The organism is Lysinibacillus sp. AR18-8, from assembly GCF_001705465.1.
In the GTDB taxonomy this organism is placed as follows: domain Bacteria; phylum Bacillota; class Bacilli; order Bacillales_A; family Planococcaceae; genus Lysinibacillus; species Lysinibacillus capsici.
In genome coordinates this window covers 244,765-257,923 of sequence record NZ_MDGU01000006.1, presented here as the reverse complement: position 1 = coordinate 257,923, position 13,159 = coordinate 244,765, and the positions used below count along the sequence as shown (strand labels likewise).

The 13,159-nt window shown below is 36.6% G+C and carries 14 protein-coding genes; 10 read left to right on the top strand and 4 right to left on the bottom strand.

Translation table 11 applies throughout. The features are described from left to right. Positions 1-36: 36 nt before the first annotated feature. From BFM98_RS05930 to BFM98_RS05900, 7 genes are all read left to right on the top strand, one after another. The gene (locus BFM98_RS05930) at positions 37-1,668 is read left to right on the top strand and encodes a diguanylate cyclase (protein ID WP_066036814.1); all 1,632 of its coding nucleotides are present in this window, start codon (positions 37-39) and stop codon (positions 1,666-1,668) included. Between the two features lie 23 nt (positions 1,669-1,691). Then, complete coding sequence (locus BFM98_RS05925) at positions 1,692-2,054, top strand: response regulator transcription factor (protein ID WP_054548630.1); 363 nt, start codon at positions 1,692-1,694, stop codon at positions 2,052-2,054. Next, entirely contained in the window at positions 2,047-4,839 is a 2,793-nt protein-coding gene (locus BFM98_RS05920; RefSeq protein ID WP_066036813.1) for an ATP-binding protein, read from the top strand. Before BFM98_RS05925 ends, BFM98_RS05920 begins: the two co-directional genes overlap by 8 nt. Before the next feature lie 551 nt (positions 4,840-5,390). Continuing rightward, positions 5,391-6,584, top strand: coding sequence for an MFS transporter (locus BFM98_RS05915; RefSeq protein ID WP_066036812.1), 1,194 nt, complete (start codon positions 5,391-5,393; stop codon positions 6,582-6,584). 117 nt (positions 6,585-6,701) lie between these two features. Then, positions 6,702-7,238: a TlpA family protein disulfide reductase gene (locus tag BFM98_RS05910; RefSeq protein ID WP_048392947.1), complete on the top strand. Its 537-nt coding sequence runs from the start codon at positions 6,702-6,704 to the stop codon at positions 7,236-7,238. A 99-nt stretch (positions 7,239-7,337) separates the two neighbouring features. Further along, the gene (locus BFM98_RS05905) at positions 7,338-7,676 is read left to right on the top strand and encodes a hypothetical protein (RefSeq protein ID WP_048392945.1); all 339 of its coding nucleotides are present in this window, start codon (positions 7,338-7,340) and stop codon (positions 7,674-7,676) included. Positions 7,677-7,897: 221 nt separating this feature from the next. Continuing rightward, entirely contained in the window at positions 7,898-8,146 is a 249-nt protein-coding gene (locus BFM98_RS05900; protein ID WP_233436400.1) for a hypothetical protein, read from the top strand. Between the two features lie 47 nt (positions 8,147-8,193). Here the strand turns inward: BFM98_RS05900 and BFM98_RS05895 are convergent, their stop codons facing one another. After that, a complete protein-coding gene (locus BFM98_RS05895) occupies positions 8,194-8,706 on the bottom strand; it encodes a GNAT family N-acetyltransferase (protein ID WP_066036898.1) in 513 nt (170 codons plus the stop codon). A gap of 758 nt (positions 8,707-9,464) precedes the next feature. Beyond that, positions 9,465-10,340, bottom strand: a complete 876-nt coding sequence (locus tag BFM98_RS05890; RefSeq protein ID WP_233436422.1) for a DMT family transporter — start codon at positions 10,338-10,340, stop codon at positions 9,465-9,467. Positions 10,341-10,546: 206 nt separating this feature from the next. On the opposite strand from BFM98_RS05890, the gene BFM98_RS05885 reads away from it, so the two are divergent. From BFM98_RS05885 to BFM98_RS05875, 3 genes are all read left to right on the top strand, one after another. Then, the gene (locus BFM98_RS05885) at positions 10,547-11,038 is read left to right on the top strand and encodes an Lrp/AsnC family transcriptional regulator (protein ID WP_066036810.1); all 492 of its coding nucleotides are present in this window, start codon (positions 10,547-10,549) and stop codon (positions 11,036-11,038) included. A gap of 179 nt (positions 11,039-11,217) precedes the next feature. Beyond that, positions 11,218-11,496 (top strand): ArsR/SmtB family transcription factor, encoded by a 279-nt coding sequence (locus BFM98_RS05880; protein ID WP_066036897.1) that lies wholly within the window; start codon positions 11,218-11,220, stop codon positions 11,494-11,496. 51 nt (positions 11,497-11,547) lie between these two features. Further along, positions 11,548-11,931 (top strand): VOC family protein, encoded by a 384-nt coding sequence (locus BFM98_RS05875; protein WP_054548625.1) that lies wholly within the window; start codon positions 11,548-11,550, stop codon positions 11,929-11,931. A gap of 47 nt (positions 11,932-11,978) precedes the next feature. On the opposite strand, the gene BFM98_RS23825 is transcribed toward BFM98_RS05875, so the two are convergent. Together BFM98_RS23825 and BFM98_RS05870 are read right to left on the bottom strand one after the other, a co-directional pair. Continuing rightward, positions 11,979-12,152: a hypothetical protein gene (locus BFM98_RS23825; protein ID WP_175400719.1), complete on the bottom strand. Its 174-nt coding sequence runs from the start codon at positions 12,150-12,152 to the stop codon at positions 11,979-11,981. A 91-nt stretch (positions 12,153-12,243) separates the two neighbouring features. Continuing rightward, on the bottom strand, positions 12,244-13,089 hold the full coding sequence (locus BFM98_RS05870; RefSeq protein WP_048392936.1) for a copper amine oxidase N-terminal domain-containing protein: 846 nt from the start codon (positions 13,087-13,089) through the stop codon (positions 12,244-12,246). Positions 13,090-13,159: the final 70 nt, after the last annotated feature.

The window sequence follows — 13,159 nt, the reverse complement described above, 5'->3', positions numbered from 1 at the left end:
AATTTATAGAAGTATGATTGATTGGAGAGAAATAGGATGGAAACAGCTAAATATCACCGAATGGTTTATACACGTATATGTGAAAATTTACAAAAATGGGATAATAGTGACTTTGTTAGAGAAGACGAGCTCTATTCATTTTTACATACGTTAAAAGGCACCGCTGGATCAATCGGTTTACATGAATTAACATCGATTGCTCGTGAAAAGCTAGAGCTTTTGAATGAAGATAGTAACAAGCAATGGACCCAATCAGAATGGAAAAAGTTTCTTGCTCCATTTATTGAAAGCGTTCATTTTTATAAAGAAAATGATTCAATGACACAACATATGGAACATCCTACAACCATCATTAAAAATCCAGCAAAACAAGATTTTATTCTGATAATAGATGATGATGTTGTATTTATTTCCTATTTAAAAAATGTTTTAGAGAAAAAGGGCTACTCTGTCATTGCAGCTCATAATGGTAAACGAGGATTAGCGTTAATTTATGAATTGCAACCATCCATCGTATTTCTAGATATCATGCTTCCAGATTCTAATGGCTTTTCTATTTTAGACAATATTAAAAAGACGAAAAAAGAGCTCATGTTTGTGACAGTGATTAGTAGTAATGATTGTAAAGAAAATCGTATTCGCACATTGGAAATGGGTGCTATGGATTTTATGGCAAAGCCCATTGATGAAGAGCTATTAATCGCTTATGTTTCCAATCGCTTAGCCTATAAAAGAGAATTAGAACAGGCTATCGTCATTGACGAATTAACCCAAATTTATAATCGTAAATTTATGGAATCGCAAATGAAGCTTTTCATTAAACACCATCAGCAAAACAAAGAACATTTTTCAATTGCGATTATCGATTTAGATTATTTTAAAAAAGTAAATGATACATATGGTCACCTAGTGGGGGATGAGGTGCTTAAGGGTTTCGCTTCATTGGTGAAGGAGCTAAAAGGAGCTGAAGAAATTGCTTGTCGCTATGGTGGAGAAGAATTTGTAATTTTAATGCCTCGTACAACTAAAAAAGAGGCATTTATTTTTATTGAAAAACTTCGTACCTCCATGGAGAAAAAGACATTTACAGCAAATGGAACTAGCTTCCATGTTACATTTTCGAGTGGAATTGCGGAAGCCACTTCTACCAATTTACATCCTAAAAAGATGCTAGAAGAGGCAGATCAAGCACTTTATACGGCCAAGCAATTAGGGAGAAATCAAACGATCATCTTTGATAACGTAGCTGCTGTGGAGAAAAGAAAGGTGAAAATTAAGATCGTTGTCATTGATGATGTGTATATTATTCGTGATCTGATTACCAATCATTTTAAGCATTTGGAGGAAAATGACGATTATAGGATTGAAACATTATCATTTCCTGATGGCATTAGTTTTCTGGAATCCAATTGGTATGACCCTGCATGCAAATACATTATCTTATTAGATTGGATATTGCCGCAAATGGACGGCATCGAGGTGCTGAGTAAGATAAGAGAGCAGCATGCTTCAAGTAATGTAATCGTCTCCATGCTAACTTCACGTGTGGGGGAAGAATACGTCATGAAGGCTTTCATTAATGGGGCGGATGATTATATTGTGAAGCCGTTTAATGTGGCTGAAGTATCGGAACGTATTGTTCGTTTAATTCATCAAATGTTTCTTTAATGGGAAAGGGAGAAAAAGACAGGATGGCTAGAATTTTAGTAGTAGATGATGAAGAAATATTACGCATGTTAATACGTGAAACATTAGAAGATTTAGAATTTGATATTGATGAGGCAGAGGATGGCGAAGAAGCCCTAAAAAAAATGATGGAAAGCTCCTATGATTTAATGATACTCGACTATATGATGCCGAATTTAACAGGAATTGAGGTGATCGAGCTTCTCCCACAAGAGATTAAAATGTCGATGCCTATTCTCATGCTGACAGCAAAATCACAGGAAAGTGATCGTCAAAAGGTATTTGACTTAGGGGTAGATTACTTTATGTCCAAACCGTTTAGTCCCATTAAGCTAATGAACCTGGTGGAGGACATCTTAAATGATTAAGTCGACACCCTTGCTGAATAAAAGTATACGCAGCCAATTCTTTAAAATGCTGCTTTTTCTAGTTGTTAGTTTTTTAATCATCATTGCTGCTTTTCTTGTCGTAGTCAATGCAAGTCAAAATGCCTTACAGCAGAAGAGAGAGCAAATGTATGAAAAATCAATGCTTGTGGATGAATTGGAAGAAAATTTTAATGGCATATTTTTTCGAGCAAGGGGCTACTATGCCTTTCAAAATGAGCAGGAATTAAAGCTATTGTATGAAAATTTGGAGAAGTTCGAAGTTCTATTACAGCAGTTTTCGCAACTGGATTTAACGGAAGAAGAACGAGGGCTCTATAATGAGCTAGTTGACTTTCATTATAATTATAAAACAGTTACTCTCCCAAAAGGGTTAAGCTTTGCGAAGATGGGGGATTATGAGGCTTTGCGAGAGCTTTCGAATAGTGGCGCAAATGACCTTGTCAATAAATTTATTGCCTATACAAAATCCTATAAGAAAAAAACAGACCACTCCTTAAACCAAATTTTTAGCAAGACAGTGGAGCAGGGGCAATTATTTACTTTTATTTCGCTCATGATTAGCGGTCTCATTTTACTATTTGTTGGGGTCATTTTACGAAGAGTGCTGAATAATATGATTCGACCAATTGAACAATTAACACTTGCGACAAACGCTTTGGCGTCAGGGAAATCCATTGATTTAGGTAATCTTGTACAAAAGGAGGATGAGTTAGGCATTCTAGCGAACTCATTTCTTAAAATGATACTCTCCATTCAGGATAAGGAAGAGGTACTGACCACTCAAAATGAGGAGCTTTTAGCGCAGCAGGACGAGCTTCAAGAAAATCAGCTACAATTACAAAATTCATTAAATTATTTAGAAAAGTATAATCAATTAAATCATGTACTAACCTTTACGTTAAATAAACAGAAACTAATCGATAATCTCCATAATTATTTAAACGACATTTATCAATATGATACGAGTGTGCTGTATTGGATGGAGGGCAATGTTTATGCGACAAAAGGTTTATCACACCAATCTGCTGCAGCCCTAGTTGAAAATTTTGACATGGATAAACAATCACGATTAAAGCAGGAAAAATCCTTTGTTATTACACGTCAATTGACAGCAAATGAAAAAGGAATTGCACAAGAGTCTTATTATGCCTATGACTTGTATTCTTCCGTGTTTAATTCTAAACGAGAGCTAGTCGCTATTTTAATGGCGACACGAGAGGGGCATCCCCATAATGATCGGGATATAGATAGTTTAAACGGACTATTAAATCGTGTGTCCATCGCATTTGAACGTATTCTTATGTATGAAGAGGTAGAAAAATCGAGGACGTTAAATCAAACGATTATTGATAATGTCAACGAAGGAATCCAATTAGTTTCTGCTACAGGCGATACCGTTCTTATCAATAGAGCGCTATGTGGTATTGTCAACCTCCTTAACTTGACAACAGAAACAAGTATCCCTAAAAAGGATTGGCTACAGCATTTTCAAAAATGTAGTGCCCAACCTGATGAATTAATTGAATTTTTAGAGGCATCTATTATGGAGAGCTTTGAGGAGACACGAAAATGCCGCTATTGTATGACAGCTGAACATGAAATCTTTGTCGAGGTGTATGCAACTTGTCTTTTTGATGGACAGGAAAAAGTAGGCACAATTTTTGTGCATCGTGATATTACAAGAGAATATGAAGTAGATCAAATGAAATCCGAATTAGTGAGTACGGTAAGTCATGAACTGCGAACGCCTTTATCGAGCGTACTTGGCTTTACAGAGCTTCTGTTAACGAAAAATATAAAACCCGAACGACAAAATAAATATATCGATACAATTCATAGAGAAGCGGTACGACTAACCAATCTTATAAATGACTTCTTGGATTTACAGCGAATGGAGTCAGGCAAGCAGCAATATAACATGGAGACACTACAATTAAATGAAATAGCCTTTGAAATTGTCAATCGCTTCCGACATGAGCAAAAGCATAATGTCCATCTAATTGATAAGGCAAGAGAGGTCTATGTCAATGCAGATCAAGATAGACTCGTCCAATTATTTATTAATTTAATAGGAAATGCGATTAAATTTTCTCCACAAGGTGGGGATGTGGAGATTTTGTTAGAAAACAAAAATAATAGCATCCAAGTGAGTATAAAAGATGAGGGCATTGGCATATCTAAACAGGATATTGCTCAGTTGTTCCAAAAATTCAAACGAATCGATAATAGTTTAAGACGTAAAATAGGAGGAACTGGACTGGGTCTTTCCATTTGTAGAGAAATCATCTTAAAGCATGAGGGAGAAATATGGATAGAGTCAGAAGAGGGACAAGGTACTACTGTGTACTTTACTTTACCACTTGCAAATAACACTATCACCTTCGATGAAGAGGATGTAATGGGGGATAGCAATGGCTTAAACATTATGCTTGTTGAGGATGACTTAAGCTTAGCTCTATTGTTGTCTGAAGAGCTAAAAAGCAAGGGCTTTACCGTGATTCATCATCATGACCCAAAAAAAGCTTTTGAAGATACACTCAATACGCCTTTACTTGGTGTTGTGATTGACATAATGCTGGGCGAAGAAATGAGCGGCTGGGATTTAGTCCGTGCACTAAGGGAAAGAGAGCATACAAAAGAGATACCGATTATTATATCCTCAGCATTAGATGAGGTAAAAGAAATGGTGGACCAATTTCAAATTAAAAAATACTTAACCAAACCATATCCACCTGAAGAAATATCAAAACTGTTTGTGAAATAATAGGATAGCTTGATTCATTGTCCGTAGCATTATATTGTAAGGAAAATGTGAGCAGTAGCTTAAATTCATAAAAACTATAATAGGTGAAGCCAAAGCGTATGTCGAAAGTTGCCCCATTCAACTAGGCATTAACCGAATCTCTATCAATTCATTTTTGAAGGCGAACAACTTAAAACTAGAAAAATAAGTTTCGTGAATTTTTCTTCAAAAATGTGTAACCTTTGCCAAGCTGGCACGACTACTATACTAGTAGAATACAAAACACTAAAGCAAACTAGTAGGTTTCACTTTTCACAAAAAGACCAGGGCTCAAATTTTTTGAGAACACCTGGTCTTTTTGCGTGCTGGCAACAAAGTGGAAGTAATGCTAAAATAAGATAAATACTTTAGAATTTTCATGAAATTTAATCAAAATCACGCATAGAAATTTGAAAAAATGAAATCCCCCATCGTTTTTTCAACTAGGCGTAAAAAGGAGTTCAGACATGCAGGTTCGTCCAATTTAAAAATCTCCCAAGAAAAAATAAAATCTTAATTTTGGGGGATAAAACGTGTTTAAAAACCGATCTTTTTCACTTTTATTGACAGGTCAATCTTTAGCGGATATTGGTGATATTCTCTATATAGTAAGCGTGATTAGTATAATTTATCGTTTCACCAACTCGGCGATTGCTACTTCCTTCGTACCGTTTATTATTACTACTTGTATGTTGATTTCCAGTCTGCTAACACCTCTTATTACGACAAAAGTGTCGTTGAATCAATTGCTAACTATTTCTCAAGGCTTTAAAACCGCTGTCATTTTGGGCCTTGCCTTGTATGTACAATGGGTAGGCGACCAGCCGATGATAGGCTTTGTGTTTTTATTGATTGCGATGGTTGCGTTTTTGGATGGTTGTGCCAATCCTATTCGTCAATCCTTGCTGCCTCATTATGTGGAAGAAAAGGATTTATTGCGGGCAAATAGTATTGCAGAAACGGTTATCCAATCCATTCAGGTGGGTTCTTGGTTTGTTGGCAGTTCCTTGCTGCTTCTCTTTACACCATCACAGCTTATATGGGGCGTTGTCGTCCTTTTTTTCATGGCAACATTGCTTTTAAAGCTTTTACCAGATGTGGCACGTATGGAACGTCCACAAAAAAAGAAATGGATGTTATTTATGCAAGGGTGGCAATCCATCCATCAAACACCTGTACTAAAGGTAGCTGCACGAATGGATTTACTGGAATCGATGGCAGGTGCAGTGTGGGTCGCAGCGATTTTACTTGTTTTTGTAGAAGAAGCATTGCAGGCTTCTTCTCAATGGTGGGGTTATCTCAACGGCATTTTTTTTATTGGCATGATTATAGGGAGTATGATTTGTTTAAAATGGACCAAATTTATTGAGCGTAAGAAAGCTATGTTCATAAGTGGAGGTGCGCTGTTGTCCGCTATTTTTACATTATTCTTTGCGGTTAGTATCACACCATTGATGGCTTTACTCTGTTCTTTGCTGATTGGCTTATGTGGGCAATTAAAAAACATTCCACAGCAAACCATCATTCAAACAAGTGTCTCAAAGGAGAAATTACCAACGGTGTATACATCGTTGAATGTCATTGTGACAGGGGTATTCGGCCTTTCATCTTTAATGATGGGCATGTTGTCAGAATGGTATGGGATACGAGTTGTTTTTTTCCTTTCAGCTAGTATGCTACTTCTCGTAAGTGTAATTGCCTATAAAAATAAAACATCTTTCACGTAAGAAAGAGTAGCCCTTACTTTTTGAGTAGGGGCTATTTTTTATAAAAAGTTCATATCCTGTTAGTTGATAGTATGGTAAAATATACAAATATTTGTATATTTTAAAAGGAGAGTTAGTATGAATCGTAAAAAAATTAGTTTCATTATCTCTGCACTTATCATAGCAATCTTTATTGGTGTGGCATTAAAAAATGTTTTTTTCCAAGCATCTCTTACACCATCTATGACTGTTTTGGAGGATGGCACCAAACAAATTAATTATGAAACTGCTTTAACAAAGCTAGATCAATCCTCCACAACGTTTGAAGCATATAAAGGCAAAATAGTAGTAGTGAATTTTTGGGCGTCCTGGTGTGGGCCTTGTCAACAGGAAGCACCTGAACTAGAGGCATTCTATCAACAAAAATCAAAGGATGTCGAGCTGCTAGCCATCAATGCCACAGCCTATGATAGCTATAAGAAGGCGGCAGCATTTAAGGATACTTATGCTTTATCATTTCCTATCTTCCTAGACGAAGAGGGAGTACTACAGAAAACGTTTGAAGTGGTGAATTATCCTAGTACCTTTATCTTTGATAAAGAAGGAAAATTACAGCACAGCGTGAAAGGCGAACTCACTCAACAACAATTAATACAATTGATTGATGATCTCTAAGAACAAAATAAGTCTTATAGACAATATATTTAGAAAAATGAAACTTTTTCTAAAAAGATGCGTAGAAGTAGCTAAAGAAAAAAGGAAGGGGCTCCTTTAGTGCCACGGAAACACATGATTATTATCATCATTGCATGGATTGTAGAAATATCGTTGACGTACTGGGTTGCCACAATATTCTCTGTGCGATTTATCGAAGTGATGTTTTTCACGGGCATTGCCTTTACCTTAGGAACGTTTTACTTTTCGAGTAGCGGTGGAGCGATGTCAAGACTTTATACATCTCAAGTGAGTGCACAAACAGGGATCATTCATGAGCGAGAACGGTTCAAGGTTAAACTTGGGCCCGTATTTATAGCGTCACTGATATTTTTCCTTATTGGATTGGTATTCTTTATTTTACTTGTAACAGGCATTATTCCACCACAAAAGGTGTGAAAGTTATTGGCTTCCACCTTCCAAAAAATCAAGATGGCTAGGTGCTCATTTTGATTTTTTTGCGTTGTATAGAATTTGTAGAGTGCTATATTATAAAATAGGCTTCGATAATTGTATTTTTACAATTATAAAGGAATAAAAAGGTAACTATTATACTATAATTACCCTTTGTTATTAGTAATTTGTCATGCAAAATATGTATATCTATGGAGGTATACAATATGTTAAAGGAGTTATCAAACCGAGTGCCCCAAAATCGAAACCAACAAAATAGAGAGAAGAGTAGACCTCAAGAACCTGACGTTCAGTATAATGCTATGCTAGAAATTCAAACAATGGAAAGTAGCATAAAAAGATACATAACAGTGCATGGTGATCACTTGAATGCAGCTGAATATCATTCTTTACTGCAAATGATTAAGAGTTTAGAGGAATTGAAAACAGCGATTAAAGGGGTCTCATTAGATTAGGCACATTCTTTATTGGATGATCTGACAATACGGTTTGTCAGATCATCCTAGGAATTAATCCACCGGTAATAAGTAAAAGTGAGGTTTTGACCATTCATTTCAAATGATTCTCCGCTTCTATCCAATGGTTTAAAACCGTTTTTTTCTAATACTTTTTGAGAGGCTATATTGTTCGTTGTTGTTTGTGCCTCAATGATGAGCATGTCTTGCTGGCGCATAAGGTCTAATACTAATTCTAAGGCTGTATGGGCAACCCCTTTCCCACTAAATTCTTGTCCTACTCTATAACCGATATGGCCTAATCGTTGATCCTTATCAATATCGATTACATTGATTCTTCCTATAATTTCTTCAAGTTCATTTTTTATTAGATAGAAAGAGGATAGCTGTTGTGCTTGTTCCTCTAAAAGCATGTCATTTTTTCTTATGAAATTTGGTAATTCGTAATAGTCATCCCCTCGACTTGGGACTGTTTTTTCAAAATAGGCCCTATTTTTAACCTCAAATGCATATAAGTTTTCAAAATCACCCTGTGTTAATGTTTCTAATCGAATTTTCATGGCATCTCCAATCAATTTTGGTTTTTCTTTCATTATACCTGTAGTCTAGGGTTAATCTCACCAGTTTTTTGATTGTTCAGATTTTGTAGATGTGTGGATAGACATGAGTACTGGTTTGCTTTTTCAGCCATCCACTAAAAAAGTACCGTCATTAAAAAGACCCACTTCCTGTCGGGTTTAGTGAATTAAATAGTGAGCGGACAAGTAAATTAGTAGAGGCATTGAGATTTTTTAAGAGAGTCCAGTAATTTTCAAAATGTGGAAGCACTTGTTCTACTAGAAAATGAACTTAGGTTGGTTCAAGTCTACCTCTATATACAGTAGGAGCGTTTTGGCAAGCGTATTCAGGTTGTATGGCAACTAAAGTCGGAGACAACTGTCCTCATCCCATCACTGACTAACCAGCCATTAATTGAAAATGCATTAAAGCATGGAATGTTAAAGCGTTCTGACGGGGGAACGATACATATTCGTATTATCAATTTTGATACCCATCTCGAAATCACCGTAGCGGATAATGCGTTGAAATGGATGAAGAGCAATTGGCAAAACTACTACAGCCTAAAGAACTTTTATCCATCAGATTGCAACACCATTAAGCCAAGGTCTACGCATGACAAGCAAGCTTCACGAAGGAACGGCGGATTCATTTGTGGTAGTAGCAAAAAAACATTTACATCATTAGATGCATTGCCTCTCGATGAGTTTTAAGAGGGGGAATGCATCTTTTATTATTTGCAAGTTTGAAAAATAGAAATTTAGAGCACAGCCTGAGGCGTCTTCGTTTTAAAATGTGTGAATAAGTAGCATCCCAAAATCACGATGATTCCCCCAATGCCTTGCAGCCAGCTTAGTTGTTCACCGATAAATAAAAAGGCGAGCAATGCTGTAAAAATAGGATTAAAGTTTAGAAAAATACCAGAGGTTGTGGCACCTAATTGTTGAACGCCAATATTCCAAAATACCATACAAACTACTGTAGAGATGACCCCTGTATAAAGTAGCGAAAGGATGAAAGAGGAGTCGATTTCGGAGAAGGTAAAATCCGTAATCGTGAATGGGACTAGGATGAGCACCCCAAACAAACCTGCATACAATGTCGCCATTAACGGAGAGGTTGTTTGCATAGCCCACTTACTACATACAGAATAAAGTCCCCATACGCAAACGGCTGCCACCATCCATAAATCTCCTGTATTCAATTGGAAGTGCCATAACAGCTGCCAATCTCCTTTCGAAAGGACAAGAAAAACACCAATTAAAGAGAGTACCATCGCCAGAAGTTGCAAGCCATTTATTTTTTCTTTCAGAAAGGCGAAGGAAAAAAGGGCGATGGACATGGTATTCATTGTAGAAATAAGACCAGCATTCGTGGATGTTGTTCGTTCCAACGCTAAAAATTGAAATATATTAAATAAGGCAACACCTGTAATGCCCATCAGGAATAATGGCACAAGAGCGGCTTTAGCAGGAACCAATCTCTTCTCTTTCCACCAAACTAACGGTAGCAGGACGATCACTGCGATCAGCCATCTGACCAACGTTAAGGTCATTGGAGAGGCATGAGCCACTAGCGTCTTAGCCACAACAAAATTGCCTCCCCATAGTAAGCTCGTGACAAGCATTAAGCCCATATAAAATTTAACCACAGTATAGGTACACTCCTTTTGCTTTTATGTATAATAAGAATCATAGCACTATTAGTGATTTATCAGTATAATATTTTGTAGAATTGAATAAAATCAAAATAATCGAAAGTTATTTAATGAATATCAAAATAATATTTTGAAATCGCATTAAAAACTTCCTTGTCTAAAAATAATCAAAATAGGAGAAAACAATGGAGGATATAAAAAATAAAGGATTAGATAATGTCGATCTGCAAATATTAGCGATTTTGCAGCGAGAGGTTCAGATTAGCAATGCGGAATTAGCTAGACGGGTGAATTTGTCCCCACCAGCAACCCATACAAGGGTGAAACGTCTAGAAAATGAAGGCTATATTGATCAACAAGTCGCAATTTTAAATCAGGAGAAACTAGGGTTTGATTTATTGTGCTATATATTTATGAGCACAAATATTCATCAGGAGAAGGAAATAGAGGAGTTAGAAAACAGCTTGAAAACAATGACCGAAATTTTGGAATGTCATTGCTTAACAGGTGCCTATGATTATTTGTTAAAGGTCGTAATTCGAGACCGCCAAGACTTAGATCAATTTATTCGAAAATTAAATAAGCTTGGCGTTTCTAGAATTCAAACGAATTTATCCTTACGAGAAATTAAATATTCTACAGTGTTACCGATCGAAGAAAACAGCAAGCCTGAGTAAGCTAACTCAGGCTTGCTTTTTTTTACTGATGAAAGGTAAGCAGCCGCTCTAAATGAGTAGCACTCCGCTCACGAGGGATTATCCCAGCTCCAAATAAAGAGATCACATGTGCAAAAATCATACAACCGACAAGTTGCTTATAGTTGACATGCAACCATAGAGTTGCCTATAATCAAGCTATGAATTGGGATAAAGACGCTATTTTTAAAGCACTAGGGGACTCGACTCGGAGACTTATCTTAGATGAACTGGCTGAGTGTGATGAGATGACGTTGTATGAATTGACGGTGCGTCTTCTAATGAAACATGAACTTTCCATTTCGAGGCAGGGGATTGCTAAGCATCTGTCTGTCTTGGAGAGTGCTGGACTCGTCCTATCACAGCGGAAGGGAAAATATCGAGTCATTCTTTTCAATAAGGAACCACTTAAAGATTTACTGAAAGGATGGGTAGAGTAAAGTTTACGTGTGAAGGATGCTTCTTAAACGACTTAAAAGGAGGAAAAGCAATTGAATATTATTGTCAACAGTATCTTTGTACAAGATCAGGAAAAGGCACTGGCATTTTATACGGAAAAGCTAGGGTTTGTAAAAAAGGAGGATGTCCCAGTAGGAAAACATAGATGGCTAACGCTTGTGTCGCCTGATGATTTAGAGGGCACTGAGCTATTACTTGAGCCAGATGAGCATCCTGCAGCAAAGGACTATCAAAGGAGGATTTTCGCTGAAGGCATTCCAGCAACAATGTTTGGAGTTGCTGATTTAGAAAAGGAGTATAGCCGTTTACTGGAGAAAGGCGTTGAATTTACACTTAAGCCGACAAAAGCGGGAGAAGTCACAATAGCAGTTTTTAATGATACATGTGGCAACCTTATTCAGATTATACAAAAATAGTGTAGAAAAGCGTGTTTGATAAAAAATATCAAAACACGCTTTTCTCATTACTCAGCCATTACCCAACCTTTATCATCGTTCAAAACGTTTAGATTTTCTTTTGGCTGCGCATTTACGGTCTGTTCTTTGGCTTCTGCTTCCTCGCTGGGCGGAGCTTCTTCCGACGAACAAGCAGATAAAAGGAATAGTAGCGCTATACTTAATGATAGGAATTTCTGCATGAGGCAAACCTCCATCAATCAATCGTTGATATGAATATTTTGCACATCTTTTTACAGAATATGTTGTGTATAGCTGCCATTAAAAATTTTTTTAAGCGACTGTATTACTAATTATTTTGCTAAAGCCATTATTATATGCACTATTAATCAGCTGCTGTATTGACTTCACTGCTTGCTCAGAGAAAATATACCAGTTATCGCCATCGAAATCATGGAGTAAATACTCAGGATAGCCTTGTAATAATTCCTCTGGGAAAGGTTGATTTAATGTATAGATATCATATTGTCGAACACTGTTTTGATCATGGCTCATAAAATCAAATTGACCAAGCTTGTAATAAGATCCAGGAGTTTCTAGATTGAGGTGCCAATAATAATCTTTCGGAGCCTCTACTTTGTCGCCTTTCTTTTCTTGGAAAATTTTGAAAAGTGCTTGGTGATAGGCATTGCCCTTGATGTCCTGAATGACACCACCCATTGTCATATGGTATTCATAGCGTAGTACCTTGATTTTTTCATCTTCAATTAGCAATGGTTCAGTCGTAATATTTACTGTGCCATCATTATAATGCACTTGACTGCCGAATGTTTCAGCAATAAAGCGAATTGGTACATAGGTGCGATTGTTTTTCATGTATGGTTGTACATCCAATTGTTCTTTTTGACCATTTTTAATGACTGTTCGGTTATTAAGATTCAATTTAATAGTTGTTTGATCCATTGAAAGGGTGATTTGTGAATCCTGCCAATGAACTTGCGCACCAAGATTTTCACTGATCACTCGTAATGGCACCATTGTTCGATTGTTTTTTTGCTCGGGTGCTGTATCAGATTTTACCACAACATCGTCGATTTTGATTTGTGTCGTTGCGGCATCAGCAGGTGTTGCTACAAATAATGTAGATGTTAAAAATAGCCCTGTAAAAAATTTTTTCATGGTATATAACCTCCTTATACTTTAACACTTACCACCATCGGAAATTTTACCATAATATTCTTATGTATAT

Excerpts from the sequence above, each read along its gene's own strand:
- BFM98_RS23825 (WP_175400719.1), bottom strand. The coding sequence starts at position 12,152 with ATGCAGAAATTCCTATCATTAAGTATAGCGCTACTATTCCTTTTATCT.
- BFM98_RS05880 (WP_066036897.1), top strand. The coding sequence starts at position 11,218 with ATGAATTGGGATAAAGACGCTATTTTTAAAGCACTAGGGGACTCGACT.
- BFM98_RS05895 (WP_066036898.1), bottom strand. The coding sequence starts at position 8,706 with ATGAAAATTCGATTAGAAACATTAACACAGGGTGATTTTGAAAACTTA.
- BFM98_RS05910 (WP_048392947.1), top strand. The coding sequence starts at position 6,702 with ATGAATCGTAAAAAAATTAGTTTCATTATCTCTGCACTTATCATAGCA.
- BFM98_RS05900 (WP_233436400.1), top strand. The coding sequence starts at position 7,898 with ATGTTAAAGGAGTTATCAAACCGAGTGCCCCAAAATCGAAACCAACAA.
- BFM98_RS05930 (WP_066036814.1), top strand. The coding sequence starts at position 37 with ATGGAAACAGCTAAATATCACCGAATGGTTTATACACGTATATGTGAA.
- BFM98_RS05920 (WP_066036813.1), top strand. The coding sequence starts at position 2,047 with ATGATTAAGTCGACACCCTTGCTGAATAAAAGTATACGCAGCCAATTC.
- BFM98_RS05925 (WP_054548630.1), top strand. The coding sequence starts at position 1,692 with ATGGCTAGAATTTTAGTAGTAGATGATGAAGAAATATTACGCATGTTA.
- BFM98_RS05890 (WP_233436422.1), bottom strand. The coding sequence starts at position 10,340 with ATGGGCTTAATGCTTGTCACGAGCTTACTATGGGGAGGCAATTTTGTT.
- BFM98_RS05870 (WP_048392936.1), bottom strand. The coding sequence starts at position 13,089 with ATGAAAAAATTTTTTACAGGGCTATTTTTAACATCTACATTATTTGTA.
- BFM98_RS05885 (WP_066036810.1), top strand. The coding sequence starts at position 10,547 with ATGGAGGATATAAAAAATAAAGGATTAGATAATGTCGATCTGCAAATA.